This window comes from Agromyces archimandritae, assembly GCF_018024495.1.
GTDB lineage: Bacteria > Actinomycetota > Actinomycetes > Actinomycetales > Microbacteriaceae > Agromyces > Agromyces archimandritae.
The window spans coordinates 1,606,888-1,629,539 of sequence record NZ_CP071696.1 but is presented as its reverse complement, the minus strand read 5'-3'; the positions used below and the strand labels follow the sequence as shown (position 1 = coordinate 1,629,539).

At 72.8% G+C, this 22,652-nt stretch carries 18 protein-coding genes and 1 pseudogene; 8 read left to right on the top strand and 11 right to left on the bottom strand.

Annotation, left to right across the window (positions count from 1 at the left end; all coding sequences use genetic code 11):
- Window positions 1-20: 20 nt before the first annotated feature.
- Genes G127AT_RS07320 through G127AT_RS07305 form a run of 4 tightly spaced genes read right to left on the bottom strand, consistent with a single transcriptional unit; the run spans window position 21 to window position 3,184 of the window.
- The gene (locus G127AT_RS07320) at window positions 21-755 is read right to left on the bottom strand and encodes a glucose 1-dehydrogenase (protein WP_210901483.1); all 735 of its coding nucleotides are present in this window, start codon (window positions 753-755) and stop codon (window positions 21-23) included.
- Window positions 752-1,843: an NADPH:quinone oxidoreductase family protein gene (locus G127AT_RS07315; protein ID WP_244857827.1), complete on the bottom strand. Its 1,092-nt coding sequence runs from the start codon at window positions 1,841-1,843 to the stop codon at window positions 752-754. Before G127AT_RS07315 ends, G127AT_RS07320 begins: the two co-directional genes overlap by 4 nt.
- The gene (locus G127AT_RS07310; protein WP_210901481.1) at window positions 1,836-2,420 is read right to left on the bottom strand and encodes a TetR/AcrR family transcriptional regulator; all 585 of its coding nucleotides are present in this window, start codon (window positions 2,418-2,420) and stop codon (window positions 1,836-1,838) included. The genes G127AT_RS07315 and G127AT_RS07310 overlap by 8 nt, the downstream gene beginning before the upstream one ends.
- A 26-nt stretch (window positions 2,421-2,446) precedes the next feature.
- A complete protein-coding gene (locus G127AT_RS07305) occupies window positions 2,447-3,184 on the bottom strand; it encodes an SDR family oxidoreductase (RefSeq protein WP_210901477.1) in 738 nt (245 codons plus the stop codon).
- Between the two features lie 148 nt (window positions 3,185-3,332).
- Between G127AT_RS07305 and G127AT_RS07300 the strand changes: the two genes are divergently transcribed.
- Window positions 3,333-4,163, top strand: coding sequence for an LLM class F420-dependent oxidoreductase (locus G127AT_RS07300; protein WP_210901475.1), 831 nt, complete (start codon window positions 3,333-3,335; stop codon window positions 4,161-4,163).
- Here the strand turns inward: G127AT_RS07300 and G127AT_RS07295 are convergent.
- From G127AT_RS07295 to G127AT_RS16300, 4 genes are all read right to left on the bottom strand, one after another.
- A complete protein-coding gene (locus tag G127AT_RS07295; RefSeq protein WP_210901473.1) occupies window positions 4,160-4,393 on the bottom strand; it encodes a hypothetical protein in 234 nt (77 codons plus the stop codon). The two genes, G127AT_RS07300 and G127AT_RS07295, sit on opposite strands and share 4 nt — an antisense overlap.
- Window positions 4,390-5,478: an ATP-binding protein gene (locus tag G127AT_RS07290; RefSeq protein ID WP_210901471.1), complete on the bottom strand. Its 1,089-nt coding sequence runs from the start codon at window positions 5,476-5,478 to the stop codon at window positions 4,390-4,392. Before G127AT_RS07290 ends, G127AT_RS07295 begins: the two co-directional genes overlap by 4 nt.
- 118 nt (window positions 5,479-5,596) lie before the next feature.
- Window positions 5,597-6,526 (bottom strand): ROK family protein, encoded by a 930-nt coding sequence (locus tag G127AT_RS07285; RefSeq protein ID WP_342344063.1) that lies wholly within the window; start codon window positions 6,524-6,526, stop codon window positions 5,597-5,599.
- Window positions 6,475-6,756: a helix-turn-helix domain-containing protein gene (locus G127AT_RS16300; RefSeq protein ID WP_342344062.1), complete on the bottom strand. Its 282-nt coding sequence runs from the start codon at window positions 6,754-6,756 to the stop codon at window positions 6,475-6,477. The genes G127AT_RS07285 and G127AT_RS16300 overlap by 52 nt, the downstream gene beginning before the upstream one ends.
- Window positions 6,757-6,815: 59 nt before the next feature.
- On the opposite strand from G127AT_RS16300, the gene G127AT_RS07280 reads away from it, so the two are divergent.
- The 3 genes from G127AT_RS07280 to G127AT_RS07270 are packed head-to-tail and all read left to right on the top strand — an operon-like array spanning window position 6,816 to window position 11,247.
- A complete protein-coding gene (locus G127AT_RS07280) occupies window positions 6,816-7,925 on the top strand; it encodes a carbohydrate ABC transporter permease (RefSeq protein WP_342344061.1) in 1,110 nt (369 codons plus the stop codon).
- Window positions 7,922-8,794, top strand: coding sequence for a carbohydrate ABC transporter permease (locus tag G127AT_RS07275; protein ID WP_210901469.1), 873 nt, complete (start codon window positions 7,922-7,924; stop codon window positions 8,792-8,794). The genes G127AT_RS07280 and G127AT_RS07275 overlap by 4 nt, the downstream gene beginning before the upstream one ends.
- Entirely contained in the window at window positions 8,791-11,247 is a 2,457-nt protein-coding gene (locus G127AT_RS07270) for a beta-xylosidase/alpha-l-arabinosidase (RefSeq protein ID WP_210901466.1), read from the top strand. The genes G127AT_RS07275 and G127AT_RS07270 overlap by 4 nt, the downstream gene beginning before the upstream one ends.
- A 523-nt stretch (window positions 11,248-11,770) precedes the next feature.
- Here G127AT_RS07270 and G127AT_RS07265 read toward each other — a convergent pair.
- Window positions 11,771-12,802: a LacI family DNA-binding transcriptional regulator gene (locus G127AT_RS07265; RefSeq protein ID WP_244857825.1), complete on the bottom strand. Its 1,032-nt coding sequence runs from the start codon at window positions 12,800-12,802 to the stop codon at window positions 11,771-11,773.
- Between the two features lie 405 nt (window positions 12,803-13,207).
- Window positions 13,208-14,557 (bottom strand): NADP-specific glutamate dehydrogenase, encoded by a 1,350-nt coding sequence (gene gdhA, locus G127AT_RS07260; protein WP_210901922.1) that lies wholly within the window; start codon window positions 14,555-14,557, stop codon window positions 13,208-13,210.
- Between the two features lie 376 nt (window positions 14,558-14,933).
- On the opposite strand from gdhA, the gene G127AT_RS07255 reads away from it, so the two are divergent.
- The 3 genes and pseudogenes from G127AT_RS07255 (at window position 14,934) to G127AT_RS16070 (ending at window position 18,875) form a co-directional block, all read left to right on the top strand.
- Window positions 14,934-15,947, top strand: coding sequence for an acetylxylan esterase (locus G127AT_RS07255; protein WP_210901465.1), 1,014 nt, complete (start codon window positions 14,934-14,936; stop codon window positions 15,945-15,947).
- Between the two features lie 158 nt (window positions 15,948-16,105).
- Window positions 16,106-17,293: a xylose isomerase gene (gene xylA, locus G127AT_RS07250; protein ID WP_210901463.1), complete on the top strand. Its 1,188-nt coding sequence runs from the start codon at window positions 16,106-16,108 to the stop codon at window positions 17,291-17,293.
- A gap of 11 nt (window positions 17,294-17,304) precedes the next feature.
- Window positions 17,305-18,875: pseudogene (locus G127AT_RS16070) on the top strand (xylulokinase).
- Between the two features lie 1,010 nt (window positions 18,876-19,885).
- Here the strand turns inward: G127AT_RS16070 and G127AT_RS07240 are convergent.
- Window positions 19,886-21,793 carry an FAD-binding protein gene (locus tag G127AT_RS07240; protein WP_280527613.1) on the bottom strand — a complete coding sequence of 636 codons (1,908 nt, stop codon included), beginning with the start codon at window positions 21,791-21,793 and terminating at the stop codon, window positions 19,886-19,888.
- A gap of 52 nt (window positions 21,794-21,845) precedes the next feature.
- Here G127AT_RS07240 and G127AT_RS07235 point away from each other — a divergent pair, with 52 nt between their 5' ends.
- On the top strand, window positions 21,846-22,409 hold the full coding sequence (locus tag G127AT_RS07235) for a TetR/AcrR family transcriptional regulator (protein ID WP_244857824.1): 564 nt from the start codon (window positions 21,846-21,848) through the stop codon (window positions 22,407-22,409).
- Window positions 22,410-22,652 lie beyond the last annotated feature (243 nt).

The window sequence follows — 22,652 nt, the reverse complement described above, 5'->3', positions numbered from 1 at the left end:
GCCCGCGCCGCGGGCGCCCCTCAGCGGTGGGCGATCGCCGCCGTCATGCCGCCGTCGACGACGAACTCGGCGCCCGTCGTGTAGGCGGAATCGTCGCCGGCGAGGAAGCGGATCGTTCCGGCGACGTCGGCCGGCAGCGCCGCCCGGCCGAGCGGGATGACGAGGTCGTCGGGGTCGATGCGCGTCGTCATCTCGGTGAGGATGAGGCCCGGGTGCACCGAGTTCACGCGGATCCCGGCCGGCCCGAGCTCGACGGCGAGCGACTTCGTGAGGCCGCGCACGCCGAACTTCGAGGCGGTGTATCCGTGCAGGGCGGGGCTTCCGCGCAGGCCCTCGACCGAGGAGATGTTGATGATGGATCCGCGCCCGGCGGCCTTCATCGCCGGCACGACGGCGCGGCAACCGAGGAAGGTGCCGGTGAGGTTCACCTCGATCACCGCGCGCCACTTGGCGAGCGTGAAGTGCTCGATGGGTGCCGCGTTGGCGATGCCGGCGTTGTTCACGAGCACGTCGATCGCGCCGAAGGCGTCGAGTGCGGATGCCGTGACGCGCTCCCACTCCTCTTCCGAGGTCACGTCGAGGCGCTCGAAGCGCGCCCGGGCTCCGAGCTCGGCGGCGAGGGCCGCTCCTTCTTCTTCGAGGAGGTCGGCGATGACGACGTTCGCCCCGGCGTCGTGGAGGATGCGGGCGTACTCGGCGCCGAGCCCGCGGGCGGCGCCGGTGACGATGGCGGTGCGCCCGTCGAGCGCGCTCATGCAGCGCCCGCCCCGGTCGCGGCACCGGTGGCGGCGCCGGAAACCCCGCCGGCGGCATCCACCGCCGACGCGGCGGAGCCGGCCGAGCGAGCACCGGCATCCACCCCCGCCACATCGATGACGAGGCGGCCCGTCGTCGCCCCGCCCGCGAGGCGCTGGATCGCCGCAGGCGCTTCGGCGAACGGCACGAGCTCGACGAACGGGCGGATCGCACCGGCATCGGCGAGGCGGGCGAGTTCGGCGTGCGCGGCGTCCACGAGATCGGGCCGCCGCTGCTGGTAGAGCGCCCAGTGCAGGCCGAGCACGGCGTAGTTCTTCACGAGTGCATGCTCGGGGCGCACCTGCTGGATCGTTCCGCCGGCGAAGCCGACGACGACGATGCGGCCCTCGAAGGCGATCGTCTTCGTCGACGCGGCGAAGGCGTCGCCGCCGACCGGGTCGAAGACGACGTCGACGCCGCCGGGGGCGGCCGCCTTGATCGCGGCGACGAGGTCGCCGTCGCCGCGGACGATCACCGTGTCGGCCCCGGCCGCACGGGCGACCTCGGCCTTCGCGGCACTCCCGACGACGCCGATGACGCGTGCACCGGCGGCGGCGCCGAGCTGCACGGCCGCGGTGCCCACCCCGCCGGCGGCGGCGTGCACGAGCAGCGTCTCGCCGGCGGCGAGGCCGGCCCGCCGGTGCAGGCCGAACCAGGCCGTCTGGTACGCGATGGTGAGCGCGGCGGCCTCCGCGTCGGAGAGGGCGTCCGGTGCGGGGTGCACGGCCTCGGCCGGCAGCACCGCGAACTCCGAGAGCACCCCGATCGCCGAGCCGACGACCCGGTCGCCGGGCGCCACGGCATCCACACCCGAACCGACGCCGACGACCTCGCCCGCGAACTCGATGCCGGGCACGAACGGCACCTCGGGCCGCACCTGGTACTCGCCGCGGGCGAGGAGGACGTCGGGGAAGTTCACCGCGACCGCCCGCACGCGCACGGCGACCTCGCCGGCGGCCGGCACCGGCACGGGCACTTCGTGCAGTTCGAGGACGGACTCGGGTTCGCCGAGGCGGGCGACCCGCCAGGCGCGCATGGTGTCAGGCATCTGCACTCCTGATGCTCGTGAGGAACAGATCGGTCAGCTGCGCCGCGACCGTCTGCTTGGATTCGGGGCCGCTCGGGTCGTACCAGTGCGAGAGGTAGTGCACGTCGCTGAAGAAGTGCGCGATGAGCACCGGGCGAGGGATGTCGGTGCGGAACAGGCCTTCGCGCTGCCCGCGCTCGAGGATCGCGGCGAACTCGTCGTTGTACGCGCGGCGGCGGCGCGTGACCTCCTGCTGGCGGGGCGCAGTCAGCATGTTCAGGCTGCGGAAGAACACGGTGCCCTCGGGCAGGAAGTCGATCGAGGTCTCGATGACGTCGACGCACACGTCGCGCAGCACCTCATCGGGCCGGCCGCCGCGGGCGATGATCTCGTCGAGGTGCGTCTTCTGCAGGGCGAGCATGCGCTCGTAGATGCCGAAGAGCAGGTCGTCCTTCGACTCGAAGTAGTGGTACATCGCGCCCTTCGTCACGCCGGCGGCGGCCACGATCTGCTGCACGCTGGTGTTCGCGTAGCCTTGCGCGGCGAACAGTTCGACGGCGGCGCGGGTGACGGCTTCGGCGACGTTGGAGTCCTTCATGCGTCCATCCTTCACCAGCGCCCGCGTCATCCGAACGAGCGGATGCTCGCGCCGCCGTCGATGCGGAGCGTCTGCCCCGTGACCCAGGCCGCGTCGTCGGAGAGGAGGAACGCGACCGGGCCGGCGACATCGGCCGGCTCGCCGAGCCGTTGCAGCGGGTATTCGGCGGCGACGGATGCCTCGCGGCCCTCGTACAGCGCACGCGCGAGCTTGGTCTTCACGACGGCGGGGGCGACGGCGTTCACGCGGATGCCGGGGGCGAGCTCGGCGGCCAGCTGCATCGTGAGGTTGATGAGGGCCGCCTTCGAGACGCCGTAGAAGGCGATGTTCGGGCTGGAGGTCGTGCCGGCGAGGCTCGCCAGGTTCACGACCGAGCGGGCGAGGCCGGCGGCGACGGCGCCGCGCGTCCAGTCGAGGGCGGCGACGACGTTGACGTCGAGGATCTTGCGGACGACGGATGCTTCGAGCTCGAGCGCGGGCCCCCAGGCGGGGTTGATGCCGGCGTTGTTCACGAGGTGGTCGAGGCGGCCGTGGCGTTCGGCGATATGCGCGAAGACGCGTTCGCGGTGCTCGTCGTCGTCGGCACGGCCCGGGATGCCGCTCGCGGCCGGTCCGAGGCGTTCGGCCGCCGCCGCGAGGGTCTCGGGGTCGCGCCCGGTGATGACGACCTCGGCGCCCTCGGCGACGAGTCGTTCGGCGATCGCGTAGCCGATGCCGCGGCTCGCCCCGGTGATGAGGGCGACGCGGCCGTCGAATCTCTGCACGGCATCCACTCCGTCGTGTGCTCGGGTCGTCGGTGCGGCGGCTTCCACCGGTCCGTACCGTCTGGTCGGTATGCAGCGTAGCACGACCCGGAGGCATGGATTCCGCCGATCCGGCCGGGGGTGCCGCGATCCCGGGTAGCGTGGCGGGATGACGGTCGAACAACACGAACTCGGGACCTTCGGCGTCTGGGCACGCCGCACCGACGCCACCCCGGAGCTCGCACGCGAGGTCGAACGCCTCGGCTACGGCACCCTCTGGGTCGGCGGATCGCCGGGCGCCGAACTCGCCGAAGCCGAAGCCGCGCTCGACGCCACCGAACGCATCGTCGTCGCCACCGGCATCGTGAACATCTGGACGGCCGACGCCCGCGCCGCCGCGGCATCCTTCCGCCGCCTCGAGGCGCGCCACCCCGGCCGCTTCCTCCTCGGCATCGGCAGCGGGCATCCCGAATCCAACGCCGACCGCCGCACGCCGCTCACCGCGATGTCGGACTACCTCGACGTGCTCGACGCCGAAGGCGTGCCCGCCGGCCGCCGCGTGCTCTCCGCGCTCGGCCCGAAAATGCTGGAGCTCGCCGCCGCCCGCAGCCTCGGTAGCCACCCCTACCTCACCCCGCCCGCCCACACCGCATGGGCGCGCGAGGTCCTCGGCGCCGGCAAGCTGCTCGCCCCCGAGGTCATGGTGCTCGCCGACGACGACGCCGAGCACGCCCGCGCGATCGGCCGCAAGGCGCTGGACCGCTACCTGAAGCTGTCGAACTACACGAAGACGATGCTCCGCTGGGGCTTCACCGAAGACGACATCGCCAACGGCGGCAGCGACCGCCTCATCGACGAACTCGCCGTCTGGGGAACCCCCGCGCACCTCGCCGCCGCGCTCCGGAAGCACCTCGACGCGGGCGCCTCGCACGTGTGCGCGCAGGTGCTCCGCAGCGACCCCGTGCCGACCCTCGAGGCCCTCGCCGACGAGCTGTTCTAGGGCGTGTTGCGGAACTCCGCACGCGCTGCGGCGCACGACGGGCGGCCGTTTGCGGCGTTGTCGTCGTCGGCCTCACCTCCAGTGAGGCTCTCCTCCTCCGCCTTGCATCCGGTCGCCCGTCGCACGTCCTCGCCGCGCACGGAGTTCCGCAACACTCCCGAGGTCGTGGTGCGGATGCCGCCGGGCATCCGCACCTGTGGACGCCCTCGGGCATCCGCACCCGAGGTCATGCGCGCATGCGCTCCCGTAGCCCGGGCACCGCGAAGTCCACCAGCCCGCGCCCGGCCGACTCGATGAGACCGGCATCGATGAGGCGGGCCCGGTAGTTGCCGATCGCGTTCGACGGATCGCCGAGGCGTTTGCCGAGGTCCGCGGTCTTCGAAGGGCCGTCGTCGACGGCCATTGCGCGCAAGAACGCGAGATCCTTCTGCGACGCAGAGGCGAGGGCGGCGTCGATGACGACCCGCGAGTTCCTCCGGCGCGCGGCCGCGATGGCGACACCGACTTCCGCCGCCGAAAGCGGCCCAGGAGTCGTTTCGGCCACCTGCCACAGGTGGTAGCCGACGAGCTGGATCAAAAAGGGGAACCCGCCCGTGGCTTCCGCCGCCTCGCGCACGAGGGTCGGAGGAAGGGGATGCTCGAAGGTGCCGAACGTCTCGAGGTACGAGGCCGCGACGTCGTCGACGGTCGCAGCATGGAGGTCGATGCGGTCTGCGCGGCGGAGGAACGTCGCGACGCCCTCGTCGAGGAGATCCGACACCGCCGCCGGGAGGCCGGCGAAGACCAGTGCGATCGGCAGACCCGCCCGGATGAAGTGCTGCACCGAGGCGGCCAGTTGCGCGAGCTCGTCGCGGTCGGCGCCATGGATCTCGTCGAGCGTGATCACGAGCCCGGTTCCGCGCTCGTCGAGCAGACGCAGGAGCTCCTCGCCCAACTGTCGCCATCCGGCCTGCTGCTCGGGGGCGAGCTCGGTCTGCACCGAGAATCCGCCGAAGCCGATGCCCGTGATGCGTCGGATGCTCGGCCCTGCGCCGAGTTCTTCGATGAGGCGCTTCATCTCAGCGCCGATACGACCCAGGAAGCCGCGCGTCGCCGTCTCGGAGATGACCGCCCAACCCGCTCGCCGGGCGGCATCTTCCGCCTCGCCGAGCATGACGGTCTTCCCGACGCCCCGCGCACCGGTGAAGATCGTCAGCAGACCGGGTGCGCCCGACCTGATGCGCAGACCGTACTCGAACTCATCGAGCACGCCGGCGCGGCCGATCAGCTGCGGCGGCTCGGCACCGGCGGTCGGGCGGAACGGATTGAGCGTCATCGCGCCTCCGATGAGTTCTGTGAGTATCAGTGTATTCGATGAGTACCGATGAGTTCTGTGAGTAGCGGTGAGTTCTGTGAACTCGCCGCACCGGGGCGCGGGGCGCGGCGGCGCCGCCTCAGCCCAGCGGGTCGGCGAGCAGGGGGGCGAGGGCGAGTTCGGCGGCGCCGATGAGCAGGCGGTCTTCGCCGAGGGCGGCGGTGCGGATGGCCAGGTCTTCGGAGGCGGCCGAGAAGGCCTGGGCGGCGACGGATGCCTCGAGCCCGGCGAGGTCGTGCTCGGCGAGGGTGGCGAGGAACCCGCCGAGGACGACGAGCGAGGGGTTCAGCACGTTGACGGCGTTCGCGAGCGCGGTCGCGAGGATGCGGCGCTGGCGGTCGAGTTCGGCGGCGACGGCGGGGTCGGCGGATGCCGCGAGGGCGGCGGCGAGGGCGGGTTCGTCGGCGGCGCGGAGCCCCACGGCATCCAGGAGCCGGGCCCGGCTCACCTCGTCTTCGAGCACGCCGCCGTCGGCGCGGCGGTCGCCGGCGGCGGCGCCGGGGCGATTCTGCCCGAACTCGCCGGCGTAGCCGTGCGCGCCGCCGACGGGGGTGCCGCCGATGACGAGACCGCCGCCGATGCCGCTGGCGCCGCCGTTCAGGTAGATGAGGTTGGCGATGCCGCGGCCGGCGCCGAAGCGGTGTTCGGCGATGACGCCGAGGCTCGCGTCGTTGCCGACGTATGCGGGCAGTCCGGTGGCGTCTGCGACCATGCGGGCGAGCGGCGCATCCGCCCATTCGAGGTGCGGCGCCAGGCGCACGAGGCCGTCTTCGGCGCGCACGAGCCCGGGCACGGCGAGGCCGATGCCGGCGATGCGGTGCCCGCCGAGGGGCCCGGTGCGCCAGCGTTCGACGGTGTCGGCGACGAGGGCGGCGGTGGATGCCGGGGTGGGCAGCGCATCGGCGTCGATGCGGGTGCGCACGGGGATCTCGCCGCCGAGGCCGACGGCGGCGAGGGTCACGGCATCCACTTCGGGATTGACGGCGATCGCGACGGTCTCGGGTCGCACGGCGACGACGGGGAGGGGCGTCCGACGCGGTTGGTGGGGTCGGGGGCCCGCTCGGCGACGAGGCCGGCGCCGTCGAGTTCGGCGACGAGGCTCGCGATGGTGGATCGGTTCAGGCCGGTGAGGGCGGTGAGGCGTGCGCGGGAGAGGGGGCCGTCGTCGTGGAGGAGGCCGAGTACTTTCGAGAGGTTTCGGCGGTGCACCCCGTCGAAGGTTCCTGGTCGGTCGGTCACCGCCTCAGCCTAGGGTTGCGGGGGCCTCGCCGCTCGGTGCCGCGCCGGATATGTTGCGCTTGACCCCATATCGGGCGCGCCGTATATTCGAAGCGTCCAGATCACTTTCGACGCAGGCGTCGAAACTTTCGAGAGACCGAACCGCGCGGCCGGCATCGCCCCCGGCCGGCCGCGCGGCCGGCGCCCCGCCGACCGGTGCCGCAGACACGCGCGGCACCGGCCGGCCCGGTCGGGGCCGCGATCGGCGCGCCACGGCATCCACTCGCCGCGACTGGGTCAAAACGGCCGAGATCGCCCTGCTCGTCGGCCCGGCGCTCATCGTCTTCCTCGCGTTCGTGATCTTCCCGGTCGTGATGGCGGCGTACTACGGCTTCTTCCGCTGGAAGGGCTTCGGCGCCCCGACCGACTTCATCGGCCTGCAGAACTACGTCACCATCCTGCAGGACCCCGAGTTCCACGAAGCCCTCTGGCACAACGGCGTCATCGTCGTCATGTCGCTCGTGCTGCAGGGCCCGGCGGCCCTGCTCATCGCGCTGCTGCTGAACCGGCGCATGCGCGGGCAGTCGATCATCCGCGTCCTCATCTTCGTGCCCTACGTCATCTCCGAAGTCGTCGTCGGCACCGGGCTCAGCCTCATGCTGCAGAGCGAAGGCGCCCTGAACGGCCTCCTCGAACGCATCGGCCTCGGCTTCCTCGCCGCCGACTGGCTCGCCGACCCCGACGCGGCCATCTGGACGCTGCTCGTCATCCTCACCTGGAAATACCTGGGCTTCGCCGTCATCCTCTTCCTCGCAGGCCTGCAGGGCATCCCCGACGAACTCACCGAGGCCGCCCAGATCGACGGCGCCTCGTACTGGCAGATCCAGCGCCGCATCACGCTGCCGCTGCTCGGGCCAACCACCCGCATCTGGGCGTTCCTGTCGATCATCGGATCGCTGCAGCTCTTCGACCTCGTCTACATCATCTGGGGGCAGTACGTGGCATCCACCGCGGGCACCTCGACCATGGCGACCTACATGGTGGCCAACGGCCGCAACGCCGGCAACTACGGCTACGGCAACGCGGTCGCCGTCGTCCTCTTCCTCATCTCGCTCATCGTCGCGCTCGTCTACCAGCGCTACGTGCTGCGCCGCGACACCGCCGGCGCCCTGACGGAGGGACGGCGATGAGCGCGCTTCCGGCATCCGCACCCCGCCTCGCAGGCCGTTCGCGCCGTGAGCGGATGCCGTGGGGCAACCCGATCGTGTACTTCGTCGCGCTCGTCGTCATCGCCCTCATGCTCGCGCCGATCGCGTACATCATCGCCGGCGGCTTCCGCACGAACGCGCAGATCACCGAAGACCCCTCGGGCCTGCCCGCCCCGTGGGTGCCGGAGAACTACCTGAACGTGCTGACCAGCGGCACCTTCTGGACCGAGGTCGGCAACTCGGCGATCGCCGCCGTCGTCACCACCGTCGGCGTCGTCGCCCTCGGGCTCATGGCCGGCTACGTGCTCGCGCGCTACCGGTTCCGGGCCCGCGGGTTCCTCTACGCCCTCTTCGCCGCCGGCCTCATGTTCCCCATGACGGTCGCGATCACCCCGCTCTACCTCGTCGTGCGGCAGATCGGGCTGATGAACTCGCCGGCCGGCGTCATCCTGCCGCAGATCGCCTTCGCCCTGCCGACGACGATCATCATCCTCGTGCCGTTCCTCAAGGCCATCCCCGACGAACTCGAAGAGGCCGCCGCGATCGACGGCACCGGCCGGCTCGGGTTCTTCTGGCGCATGGTGCTGCCGTTGTCGCTGCCCGGCGTCATCACCGTCGGCATCCTCGCCTTCATCGCCAGCTGGAACAGCTACCTGCTGCCGCTGTTCGTGCTGAGCCACGAAAGCACCTACACGCTGCCGCTCGGCGTGCAGGCCTTCGCCTCGCAATACTCCGTCGACACGGCGAAGGTGCTCGCCTTCACCTCCCTGTCGATGATCCCCGCGCTCGTGTTCTTCAGCGTGTTCGAACGCCGCATCGTCGGCGGACTGACGGGAGCCGTCAAAGGATGACCAACACCACCCCGCCGGGCGGAAGCCCGGCCTGGCGCGACCCCGCGCTGCCCGCCGCAGACCGCGCCGCCGCGCTCGCCGCCGCGATGACCCTCGACGAGAAGCTCGGCCAGCTCATCGGCGTCTGGGTCGGCGCATCCGCCGACGGCGGCGACGTCGCCCCGCACCAGCACGACCTCGAAGAGGCCGTCGACCTCGACGGCCTGTTGCCGGCCGGGCTCGGCCAGCTCACGAGGCCGTTCGGGTCTGCGCCGGTGGATGCGGCGGCCGGCGCCCTCTCGCTGCAGCGCACCCAGGAACGCATCGTCGCCGCGAACCGCTTCGGCATCCCCGCGATCGCCCACGAGGAATGCCTCGCCGGCTTCGCCGCCTGGGGCGCGACCGCCTACCCGGTTCCGCTGTCGTGGGGGGCCGCGTTCGACCCGGGACTCGTCGAGCGCATGGCCGCCCGCATCGGCGGCGACCTCCGCAGCGTCGGCGTGCACCAGGGGCTCGCGCCCGTGCTCGACGTCGTGCGCGACGCCCGCTGGGGCCGCGTCGAAGAGACCATCGGCGAAGACCCCTACCTCGTCGCCACCGTCGGCACCGCCTACGTCCGCGGCCTCGAACGGGCCGGCGTCGTCGCGACCCTGAAGCATTTCGCCGGGTACTCCGCCTCGCGCGCCGGCCGCAACCTCGCGCCCGTCTCGATCGGACCCCGCGAACTGGCCGACGTGATCCTGCCCCCGTTCGAGATGGCCGTGCGCGAGGGCGGGGCCCGCAGCGTCATGAACGCCTACACCGAACTCGACGGCGTGCCCTCGGCGGCCTCGCGGGAGCTGCTGACCGGGCTGCTGCGCGAGACCTGGGGGTTCGAGGGAACCGTCGTCGCCGACTACTTCGCCGTCGCCTTCCTGCACACGCTGCACGGCGTCGCCGCCGACTGGGCCTCCGCCGCAGGCGCCGCCCTCGCTGGCGGCCTCGACGTCGAGCTGCCCACCGTGAAGGCCTTCGGCGAGCCGCTTCGCCGTGCCGTCGAGGCGGGCGCCGTCGACGAGGCCCTCGTCGACACCGCCGTGCGGCGGGTGCTGCGGCAGAAGATCGAGCTCGGGCTCCTCGACGAGGGGTGGTCGCCGGTGTCGGCCGTGCTCGCGGCGTCGGGTGCGGATGCCGGGGCTGGTTCGGCTGCTGCTCCGCGTGACGGCGGGGCGGTGGATGCCGCGGCGCCCGGTGCGCCCGGTGCCGATGCCGTGCGCGGCAGCGTCGACCTCGACCCGGCCGGCAACCGCGCCCTCGCACGCGAGCTCGCCGAGCGGGCGATCGTGCTGCTCTCCAATGACGGCGTGCTGCCGCTGGCCGGCGGGGCGGCATCCACACGCCCGGCCCCCGCGCGCATCGCCGTCGTCGGGCCGAACGCCGACGACCCCTACGCGATGCTCGGCTGCTACTCGTTCCCGACGCACGTCGTCACCCAGCACCCGGGCACCGAGATGGGCATTCGCATCCCGACCCTGCTCGAGGCGATCCGCGAGGAGTTCCCCGGCGCGAGCGTCGAGCATGTGCGCGGCACCGGGGTCGACGACGGCGACACGGCATCCATCGCGGATGCCGTGCGCGTCGCCCGATCCGCCGACGTCGTCGTCGCAGCCCTCGGCGACCGCGCCGGGCTCTTCGGCCGCGGCACGAGCGGCGAGGGCTGCGACGCCGAATCGCTCGCGCTGCCGGGGGCCCAGCAGGCGCTGCTGGACGCGGTGCTGGATGCCGGAACGCCCGTCATCGTCACGATGCTCGCCGGGAGGCCATACGCCCTCGGCCGGGCGATCGGCGAGGCGGCGGCGATCGTGCAGACCTTCTTCCCGGGCGAGGAGGGCGCAGGCGCGATCGCCGGCGTGCTCTCGGGGCGCGTGAACCCGGGCGGCCGGCTGCCCGTGAGCGTGCCGGCCCGCCCCGGCGTGCAGCCGAGCACCTACCTCGCCGCGCCGCTCGGACGCAAGAGCGACGTGTCGAACCTCGACCCGACCGCGGCGTTCCCCTTCGGGCACGGCCTCGGCTACGGCACCTTCGTCTGGGAGGCCCTCACGGCCGACGTCGACGCGATCGCCCCCGACGGCGAGGTGCGCCTCACGGTGCGCGTCCGCAACCCCGGCGACCGCGCCGGATCCGACGTCGTGCAGCTCTACCTGCACGACCCCGTCGCCCAGGTCACCAGGCCCGTGCAGCGCCTCGTCGGGTACGCGCGCGTCGACCTCGCCCCCGGCTCGGCCGCCGAGCTGCGCTTCACCGTGCCGGCCGAGGCCGCCTCCTTCACGGGCCGCGACGGGAAGCGCATCGTCGAACCCGGCGAGATCGTGCTCGCCCTCGGCCGCTCGAGCGCCGACCTCGTCCACGAGCACGCCGTGCGCATCGTCGGCGCCGCGCGCCGCGTCGACCACACCCGGCGCCTCCGCACCGAGGTGGAGGCGGTGCCGCTGTAGGCGCCGCCCGCCGCCCCCGCCGGTCGAGTAGGCGCGCAGCGCCCCCGCGCCGGTCGAGTAGGCGCGCAGCGCCATATCGAGACCCCGCCCCGCCGCCCCGCGCCGGTCGAGTAGGCGCGCAGCGCCGTATCGAGACCCCGCCCCGCCGCCCCGCGCCGGTCGAGTAGGCGCGCAGCGCCGTATTGAGACCCCGCCCCGCCGCCCCGCGCCGCCCCCGCGCTTGGAGTGCCGAACTCCCGTGGGAGTGCCGACTTCCCTGCACTCCGGCGGGAGATCCGCACTCCTGCGATGCGCTATTTGGGAGATCCGCACTCCTGCGGGAGATCGGCACTTCTCCGGTCGGGCGCCTGCGTGAGTGGATGCGCGGCGGCATCCATTCGCGGTCGGCCGGCTCGGGGCGGGTCTCGATACGCGAGCTGCGCTCGCTACTCGGCCGGCTCGGGGCGGGTCTCGATACGGCGCTGCGCGCCTACTCGACCGGCGGCAGGAGTGTCGGCGGGGTCTCGATACGCGAGCTGCGCGCCTACTCGACCGGCGGGGGCGCCGTGCTTTCGCGCACGACGAGGCTCGTGGCGAGATCCATGCGGGGGGTGGATGCCGCAGGCTCCCGGTTCAGGCGGATCGCGAGCCGCGCCGCCTCCTCGCCCATGCGCCGCAGCGGCTGGTGCACGGTCGTCAGCGGCGGCGTCACCCAGCGGGTGAACGGGATGTCGTCGTAGCCGACGATCGACAGCTCGGCCGGCACCGCGAGCCCGGCGGCGCGGGCGGCATCCATCACCCCGAGGGCCTGCAGGTCGCTTCCGGCGAAGATCGCCGTCGGCCGTTGCGCTTCGGGCAGGGCGAGGAGTTCGCGCGCCCGGTCGCGGCCGCCGTCGAGGTGGAAGTCGCCCCAGCGCACCCAGTCCGGGTCGATCGGCAGCCCGGCGGAGGTCATCGCCGAACGGTACCCGTCGAGTCGCGCATGCGAGCACATCATGTCGTCGGGCCCGGTGATCGCGGCGATGCGGCGATGGCCGAGCTCGATGAGGTGCCGGGTGGCGGCGAGACCGCCCGACCAGTTCGCCGATCCGACGCTCGGGACCTCGGGGGAGGGGTCGCCGGCCGGGTCGACGATGACGAACGGGATCGCGCGCGCCTGCAACCGTTCCCGGTACTCGAGGGCGAGCTCGGAGAAGACCAGCACGACGCCGACGGGGCGGCGACGGATGACGCCGTCGATCCAGTCCGGATCGGGTTCGTGGCGGCTGCCGTTGACGGTGAGCACGACGCTCAGGCCGTGCTCCTTGGCGACGGCCTCGACGCCGCCGATGAGGGCCATCGACCAGATCGGGTCGAGCTCGTGGAAGACGAGTTCGATGAGTTCGGCGTGCGCTTCGGCGCGACCGGTTCCGCGGCGCACGTAGCCGCGTTCGTGCAGCAGCCGCTCGACCCGGTCGCGGGTGTCGGGCGAGACGTCGGCGCGCCCGTTCAGCACCTTCGAGATGGTCGAGAGCGAGACGCCGGCCTCGTCGGCGACGGAGGCGAGCGTCACCCGCTCGCTCATGCCGTTCACCATGTTTCGTATCCTAGGCGGAAAGTTGCGGAGCCTCGGCCCCGAGGCTTCCGGGGGTCAAATCCCGCCGCTTTTGCGCGGAGATCACCGTCGCGGTGGCGGGATATGACCCCCGGAAGTGAATGGGGTGCGGGGGTGGATGCGTGCGGGGGTGGATGCGCGGGGCGGGGTGCGCGCAGAGTGAGCGCGTGCGGGGTGGGTGCGTGCGGGGGTGGATGCGCGGGGGCTGCCGTTCCGGGGCAGGGTCTCGATACGGCGCTTCGCGCCTACTCGACCGGCGGGCGGCGGCGCTTCGCGCCTACTCGACCGGCGGGCGGCGCTTCGCGCCTACTCGACCGGCGGGCGGCGCTTCGCGCCTACTCGACCGGCGGGCGGGGGTGGATGCCCCGGGGCATCCACTCGGGGAATCTAGATCAGCCCGAGCGCGAGCATCGCGTCGGCCACACGGGTGAAGCCGGTGATGTTCGCACCGGCGACGTAATCGCCGGGCTGGCCGTACTCCTCGGCCGTCTCGAGGCAGCGGTCGTGGATGGACCGCATGATCTCGGCGAGGCGCTCCTCGGTGTACTCGAAGCTCCACGAATCGCGCGAGGCGTTCTGCTGCATCTCGAGGGCGCTCGTCGCGACGCCTCCGGCGTTCACCGCCTTGCCGGGGGCGAAGCGCACGCCGGCATCCCGAAGCAGCCGGATCGCGTCGGGCGTCGTCGGCATGTTCGCGCCCTCGGCGACGACCGTGCAGCCGTTCCGCACGAGGCGCTCCGCGCCATCCACGCCCAGCTCGTTCTGCGTCGCGCACGGCAGCGCGATATCGCACGGCACATCCCAGATCGAGCCGCCCGCGACGTACCGGGCGCTGCCGCCGCGCACCGCGGCATAGTCGCTCACGCGCCCGCGCTGCTCGGTCTTGACCTCGTGCAGCAGCTCGAAATCGATGCCGGCCTCGTCGACGACGTACCCGTCCGAGTCGGAGCAGGCGATCACGAGGCCGCCGAGCTGGTGCACCTTCTCGGTCGCGTGGATCGCGACGTTGCCGGACCCCGACACGACGACCCGTTTGCCGTCGAAGGAGTCGCCGGCGGCCTTCAGGATCTCGTCGACGAAGAACACGGTGCCGTACCCGGTCGCCTCGGTGCGCACCTGCGAGCCGCCCCAGCTGAGACCCTTGCCGGTGAGCGTGCCCGACTCGTAGCGGTTCGTGATCCGCTTGTACTGGCCGAAGAGGTAGCCGATCTCGCGGCCGCCGACGCCGATGTCGCCCGCGGGCACATCCGTGTACTCGCCGAGGTGGCGGTACAGCTCCGTCATGAACGACTGGGAGAAACGCATCACCTCGGCGGCGGATCGGCCGCGCGGGTTGAAGTCGCTGCCGCCCTTGCCGCCGCCGATCGGCAGGCCCGTCAGGGAGTTCTTGAAGATCTGTTCGAAGCCGAGGAACTTCACGATCCCGAGGTAGACGCTCGGGTGGAAGCGCAGGCCCCCCTTGAACGGCCCGAGCGCCGAGTTGAACTCGACCCGGAACCCGCGGTTGATCTGCACCCGGCCAGCGTCGTCCTGCCACGGCACGCGGAAGATGATCTGCCGCTCCGGCTCGCACAGGCGCCGGATCACCTCCGCGTCGGTGTACTCGGGGTGCTTCGCGACGACGCCGCCGAGGCTTTCGAGCACCTCGCGCACCGCCTGGTGGAACTCGCGTTCCCCGGGGTTCCTGGCGACGACCTCCTCGAAGACGGGGACGAGGGTCTCATGGAGCTGTGGCACGGTGCTTCCTTCTCGACGCGCGGGCGCGGGACCTCTCGACGTTAGTCCCGTTCCCTGTGCGTCGGGAATCGTGTGACGCGCGGTGGATGCCGTGGGCCCGGCGGATGGCCCGGCACCGCTCGCGCAGGCGCGGGTGGTGTCGGCGTAGGAGAAGTCGTAGCCGGCCTGCGAGGAGGTCACGACCGCCTCCCAGCTGTGCCCGGTCGACTTGTCGAGTGTGAGGGTGAGGGTGAGGTCGAAGTCCGTCGTGAAATCGCCGTCGTACCGCACCTCGCCGTCGACGGTGACGCGCAGGTGGTTCGGTTCGTCGGAGCCGATCACCGGGGCGGGGAAGTCGCCGGCGCCCGCGCTGCCCGGCCCGCGCTAACGTTCCTGCATGCCACTGATCGACCTCCCCCTCGAGACGCTCCGCGAGTACCGCCCCGACATCGACGAGCCCGCCGACTTCGACGCGTTCTGGGCCGAGACCATCGCCGAGTCGCGGGCTGCGGCGCGCACCGGCATCCACTGCGAACCGGCCGAGACGCCCATCCGCGAACTCGCGATCGACGACGTCACCTTCCCCGGCTTCGGCGGCGAGCCCGTGCGCGCCTGGCTCACCCGCCCGCGCGGCCACGGCGATCCGCTGCCCGTCGTCGTCGAGTTCGTCGGGTACGGCGGCGGGCGGGCGCAGCCGGGCGAACGGCTGCAGTGGGCCGCGGCCGGCTACGCGCACCTGCTCATGGACACGCGCGGTCAGGGCGGCACCTGGGGCGGCGGGCACACCCCCGACCCGCACGGCTCCGACTCGGCGACGCCCGGGTTCATGACCCGCGGCATCGCCGACCCCCACGACTACTACTACCGGCGCGTGTTCACCGACGGCGTGCGGCTCATCGACGCGGTCGGCGACATCCCGGGTGCGGATGCCTCGCGCATCGCCGTGACGGGCGGCAGCCAGGGCGGGGGCATCTCGATCGCCGTCGCGGCGCTGTCGCCGGCGGTGCGCGCGGTGATGCCCGACGTGCCGTTCCTCAGCCATTTCCGGCGTGCGGTGGAGGCGACGCCGGCCGCCCCCTTCACCGAGATCACGAAGTACCTCTCGGTGCACCGCGACCGCATCGAGGCGACGTTCCGCACCCTCTCCTACTTCGACGGGGCGAACTTCACGCCGCGCATCCACGCGCCCGCGCTGTTCTCGGTCGGGCTGATGGACGAGATCGTGCTGCCCTCGACCGTGTTCGCCGCCTACAACCGGCTCGGCTCTGCGGACCGCTCCATCGAGGTGTACCCGTACAACGGGCACGAGGGCGGGCAGATGCACCAGTGGGTGCGGCAGGCGCGCTGGCTCGCCGAGCGGCTGGCGGCGGTGCCGTCGGGCGAGCGGATGCCGGTGGCCGCCGACACCTGAGCCCGCGCGCACCGGTGGGGCGGCGCGGAGCGCCGATCCGGGAAGGGCGCCCCGCGGCATCCACTCGGGGGAAGGAAGGTGCTGGACGGGGCCGGGATCCCGGTATAGGTTGTGTTTGGCAACATTTCCGTCCGGTTCACCGACGAACGAGGAGCACCATGACCACCCCGACCCCCGCCGACAGGTTCTCCTTCGGGCTCTGGACGATCGGCTATTCCGGCAGCGATCCCTTCGGCGGCCCCACCCGCGCACCCCTCGACGTCGTGCACGCCGTCGAGAAGCTCGCCGAACTCGGCGCCTGGGGCCTGACGTTCCACGACGACGACCTCTTCGCGTTCGGCTCCACCGACGCCGAACGCCAGAAGCAGATCGACCGACTGAAGGGCGCCCTCGACGCCACCGGCCTCGTCGTGCCGATGGTGACCACGAACCTCTTCAGCGCCCCCGTCTTCAAAGACGGCGGCTTCACCTCGAACGACCGCGGCGTGCGGCGCTTCGCCCTGCGCAAGGCGCTCCGCCAACTCGACCTCGGCGCCGAGCTCGGGGCGAAGACCTTCGTCATGTGGGGCGGCCGCGAAGGCGCCGAATACGACTCCGCGAAAGACGTGCGCCAGGCCCTCGAACGCTACCGCGAGGCCGTGAACCTGCTCGGCGACCACGTCGTCGAACGCGGCTACGACATCCGCTTCGCCATCGAACCGAAGCCCAACGAACCGCGCGGCGACATCCTGCTGCCCACCGTCGGCCACGCCCTCGCGTTCATCGAGACGCTCGAACGCCCCGAACTCGTCGGCCTGAACCCCGAGGTCGGCCACGAGCAGATGGCCGGCCTGAACTTCGCCGCCGGCATCGCCCAGGCCCTGTACCACGGCAAGCTCTTCCACATCGACCTGAACGGCCAGCGCGGCATCAAATACGACCAGGACCTCGTCTTCGGCCACGGCGACCTGCACAACGCCTTCGCCCTCGTCGACCTGCTCGAGCACGGCGGCCCCGGCGGCGGCCCCGCCTACGACGGGCCGCGCCACTTCGACTACAAGCCCTCGCGAACCGAGGACGAGCGCGGCGTCTGGGAGTCGGCCGCGGCGAACATGCGCACCTACCTGCTGCTGAAGGAGCGCACCGACGCGTTCCGGGCCGACCCCGAGGTGCAGGAGGCGCTCGCCGAGGCCCGCGTCGCCGAGCTCGCCGAACCGACGCTCGCCCCGGGCGAGACGGCAGCGGGCCTGCTGGCCGACCGCAGCGCCTTCGAGGACTTCGACGCCGACTCCTACTTCAACGCCCGCGGCTTCGGGTTCGTGCGCCTGCAGCAGCTCGCGACCGAGCACCTGATGGCTGCTCGCTGAGCGGAGGCCCCATGCTCGTCGCCGGCATCGACTCGTCCACCCAGTCGTGCAAGGTCGTCATCCGCGATGCGGAGACCGGCCGCCTCGTCCGCGAGGGCCGCGCCGCCCACCCCGACGGAACCGAGGTCGACCCCGAAGCGTGGTGGCAGGCGCTGCGGCTCGCGCTCGCCGAGGCGGGCGGGCTCGCCGATGTCGCGGCCGTGTCGATCGCGGGGCAGCAGCACGGCATGGTCGCGATGGATGCCGAGGGCCGTGTCATCCGCCCGGCCCTGCTCTGGAACGACACCCGCTCGGCCGATGCGGCCCGCGACCTCACCGAGGAGCTCGGCGCCGAGGCGTGGGCCCGGCGCACCGGGTCGGTTCCGGTGGCATCGTTCACGGCGGCGAAGCTCCGCTGGCTGCGGGATGCCGAGCCGGAGCATGCGGCGCGGGTGGCGGCGGTCGGGCTTCCGCACGACTGGCTGAGCTGGCGGCTGCGCGGGTACGGGCCGGCGGATGCCGGTGGGCCGGTGCCGGCCGGGGGCGGCTCGGGCGGGGGTGCCGCGGGGGTGCCGCTGCGGCATCCACCACCGGGATGCCGGGCCCTGCGGCATCCGCACCCCTCGGGCCCGAGCTGGCCGCGCTCGCGACCGACCGCTCCGACGCGAGCGGCACCGCGTACTGGGGGGCGGCCGGCTACGACCGCGAACTGTTCGCGCGCGCCCTCGGGCACGACGCCGTGCTGCCGCGCGTGCTCGGCCCGGCCGAACGCGCCGGAACCGTGCACCCCGACTTCGCCGACGGCGCCGACGGCGTCATCGTGGGGCCGGGCGCGGGCGACAACGCCGCCGCGGCCCTCGGCCTCGACGCCCGGCCCGGCGATGTCGTCGTCTCGATCGGCACCAGCGGAACCGTCTTCGCCGTCACCGGCTCCCCGACGGCGGATGCCTCGGGCACCGTCGCCGGGTTCGCCGACGCCTCCGGCGCGTTCCTGCCGCTCATCGCGACCCTGAACGCCGCCCGCGTGCTCGACGCGATCGCCGGACTCCTCGGCGTCGACCACGCCGAACTCGGCCGCCTCGCCCTCGAAGCGCCGCCCGCCGGCCCCGTGCTCGTGCCGTACTTCGAAGGGGAACGCACCCCGAATCTGCCGCGCGCCACGGCATCCGTCAGCGGCCTCACCCTCGCCAACACGACCCGCCCGGGCCTCGCGCGCGCTGCGATCGAGGGCATGCTGTGCGGGCTCGCCGACGGCCTCGACGCCGTGCGCGGGCAGGGGGTGGATGCCGCACGCATCCTGCTCATCGGCGGCGCCGCGAAGAACGAGGCGGTGCAGCGCATCGCCGCGGGGGTGTTCGACGTCCCCGTCGCGGTGCCCGCCGCGGGCGAGTACGTGGCCGACGGAGCGGCCCGCCAGGCCGCCTGGGTGCTCACCGGGCAGCGGCCCGGGTGGGCCCTCGAGTTCGAGGCGACGCTCGAGCCGGCCCCGGTGGGCGCGATCCGGGCGCGCTACGCGCGCGCGGCGGCGGCGGCCGCGGCCGGTGCCGGTCCCGGTGGCCCCGCTGTGCCCGCCGCGCCCGCTGTGCCCGCTGTGCCCGCCTGAGCGGGCGCTCCGCCCTGTGGGGCGCCGGTCTCTGCGCAATGCAGGAGTGCGATCGTGTCGCGGGCACTTCTGCCGCATGGCGGCGGCGACACGCCGTGCGTGTTCCTGCATTGCGCAGAAGAAGCCGGTGTGGGTCTGCGGTGCGGGTGGGGGCCTGCGCGGGTGCGCACATCGGGCGCTCCCCGCGCAGGGGTGCCGGTCTCTGCGCAATGCAGGAGTGCGATCGTGTCGCGGGCACTTCTGCCGCATGGCGGCGGCGACACGCCGTGCGTGTTCCTGCATTGCGCAGAAAGCAGGGCGGCTCTGGCGGCTCATCGAGCGCGGGGATGCTGTGGGGCAGCGGTTCGGTCGACTGCGCAGCGGCATCCACTCCTGGGCTCGGTCGCGCGCGGCATCCACCCGCAACCCTGGCTGTTCTCTGCGCAATGCAGGAATGTGATCGTGTCGCGGGGGGTTCTGCCGCATGGCGGGGGCGACACGCCGTGCGTGTTCCTGCATTGCGCAGAAAGCAGGGCGGCTCTGGTGGCTCATCGAGCGTGGGGATGCTGTGGGGGGCACCCGGCTCGGTCGACTGCGCAGCGGCATCCACTCCTGGGCTCGGTCGCGCGCGGCATCCACCCGCAACCCCGGCTGTTCTCTGCGCAATGCAGGAGTGCGATCGTGTCGCGGGCACTTCTGCCGCGTGGCGGCGGCGACACGCCGTGCGCGTTCCTGCATTGCGCAGAGAGCGGGTGGCTCATCGAGCGCGGGGATGCTGTGGGGCACCGGTTCGGTCGACTGCGCCGCGGCATCCACTCCTGGGCTCGGTCGCGCGCGGTATCCACCCGAAACCCTGGCTGTTCTCTGCGCAATGCAGGAGTGTGATCGTGTCGCGGGGGGTTCTGCCGCATGGCGGGGGCGACACGCCGTGCGTGTTCCTGCATTGCGCAGAGAAAGAGAGCGCGTCGGCGCCGGCTCGGCTGCGGTGGATGCCGTGGGGCGTCCGGTCCGCCGGTCGGAGACGAGTGCGGCTACTCGGCGGTGCGGGCGGCGGGCTCGATTACAGGCTGCGCCTCGGCCTCGGCACCCGAAGGTTGCGCCTCGGCCTCGGCACCCGAAGGTTGCGCCCCGGCCTCGGCACCCGAGGGCTGCGCCTCGGCCTCGGCACCCGAACTCGGCTGCGACGCGGCATCCACCACCGTGGTCGTGCGCGGCACCGCACCGGAACGCTGCGCCCCGGCATCCGCACCCGCCCCCGACGCACCCGCCCCCGACGCCCCCGCCCCCGACGCACCCGCCGCCGCGTGGCGCGCGGCGAGCATGCCGAACACCGCGGCCGGCCCGATCGTCGAGCCCGGACCGGGGTAGGTGTGACCCATGACCGAGGCGGTCGTGTTGCCGGCGGCGTAGAGGCCGTCGATGACCGAGCCGTCGGCGCGGACGACGCGGGAGTGCTCGTCGGTGAGCAGCCCGCCCTTGGTGCCGAGGTCGCCGGGAACGAGCTTGATGGCGCGGAACGGTCCCTTCTCGAGCGGCCCGAGGTTCGGGTTCGGCTTCACGCGCGGGTCGCTGTAGTAGCGGTCGTAGGCGGTGCGGCCGCGGCCGAAGTCCTCGTCGACGCCGGTCTTGCAGAAGCCGTTGAAGCGTTCGACGGTCGCGCGGAACGTGTCGCGGTCGAACCCGAGCTTCGCGGCGAGTTCGTCGAGGGTCGCCGCCTCGACGATGATCCCCTGCTCTCTCATCGCCTTGCCGCCGAGGAGCGCTCCCGAGAACATGTAGCGGCGCGCGTGCCGGCGGTCGGTGATGAGCCACGACGGGTTCGCGGGAACGGTCTCGTCGCGCTCCAGCAGGTGGTGGCCGAAGTCGATGTAGCTCTCCGACTCGTTCAGGTATCGCCGACCGGACTGGTCGACGACGATCGAGAACGGGTCGCTGCGTTCGTTCAGCACGAACGAGGCCTGCTTGCCCGGGATCGGCACGGATGCGCCCCACCAGGCGTCGTCCATGAGGGCGAGCGCACCGCCGGCCGCGGCGCCGGCCTCGATCGCGGTGCCGAGGTCGCCGTCGGCCGCCGAGGTGTAGCCGGGGATGCCGTGGTACTTCTGGCGCCACTCGGTGCGCTGCGCGAAGCCGCCGGCGCCGAGGATGACGCCGCGTCGCGCGTGGATGCGCTGTGTGCCGGCCGGGGTGGATACGACGGCCCCGGTGACGCGGCCGTCGGCGGCCGTGATGAGTTCGGTGAGCGGCGAGTTCAGCAGGATCTCGGTGCCCTGCTTCTTGACGATGTTCCCGAGGCTCAGCATGAGGCCGCCGCCCATGCCGACGAGTTTGCGGCCCATGATCAGGCCGCCGAGGGTGCGGAACACGAACCGCGCGCCGCGCACGAACCCCGACGGCGTCGACCACGCCCGCGACAGCAGCCAGACGTCGTCGTTCTTCAGCGGCACCGGGATCGCGTCGCCGATGCGCGAGGTCGCCAGCCCGTCGCCGAGCTTGCGCGCGTCGAACGGTTTCACCTCGATGGATCGGCCGATCCGCCCGCCCGCCCGGTCGGGGTAGTAGTCGGGGTAGTCCTTGCCGACCGACCAGACGACCCCGAGGCGTTCGGTGAGTTCGACGAACGGCGCGACGCCGTCGACGAAGGCCTCGCGGCGGGCCTGCGAGGAGGCGGGGCCGATGGATGCCACGGGGCCGATGGATGCCTCGAGGTACTCGAGGGCGGCTTCGCGCGAATCGTGGATGCCCCGCCGCCGCATCACGGGGTTGTTCGGCAGCCAGAGGCCGCCGCCGGATCGCATCGTGGTGCCGCCCCAGCGGTCGGTGCTCTCGGTGACGAGGACGTCGAGCCCCGCGTCCTTCGCGGTGATCGCGGCGGTGAGCGCCGCGGCGCCCGAGCCTGCGACGAGGATGTCGACCTCGCGGTCCCATGTTTCGCTCATGATGGTGCTCCCCTCCATCCGGACAACGCTGTCCGGTTGTACGCTAGCAGCCGTGCCGACGACGCGGAAGACGAATCGCGGACCGAGTGCCGGCCCCGCCAACCGGGCCGCCCTCATCGCCGCCGCCCGTGAGATCTTCGCCAGCGAGGGGCTGAACGCCCCGCTGAACGCCGTCGCCCGCCGCGCCGGCGTCGGGCAGGGCAGCCTCTACCGGCACTTCCCCGAACGCATCGACCTCGCCGTCGCCGTCTTCGACGAGAACCTCGACGCCCTCGAAACCGCCTCGGCCGCGGTGGATGCCGGGCTCGACGAACTGCTCGACCGCGTCATCGAACGCACCCTCGTCTCGACCGCCTTCATCGACATGGTCAGCGGCAACCAGCACGACGCCCGCGTCGCGCACCTCGGCGAACGGATGCAGGCGATCGTCGCCGCCGTCGTCGATCGCGAGCGCGCCGCCGGCCGCATCGGCGACCACGTCGCCACCGAAGACGTCCTCCTCGCGATCACGATGCTCGCCGAAGTGCTCGCCCGCACCGACGCCGCCGACCGCGACGCAGTCGGCCGCCGCGCCTGGTCGATCTTCCACGCCGCGTTCGCCCCGCGGGGGGAGTAGGGGCTGGGGCGCACGCCGGGGCGCGGGCGCGCCTCCCCAGCCGCCCCGCGCCCGGCATCCACCCCGGCCGGGCGCCCCGCCCCGGCATCCACCCCGGCCGGCCGCGCCCGGCATCCACCCCGGCCAGCCGCTCCGTGCCCGGCATCCACCCCGGCCAGCCGCTCCGTGCCCGGCATCCACCCCAGCCGGCCGCGCCGTGCCCGCCGCCCCGCGCCCGGCATCCACTCGTGTCGAGATGCCGCC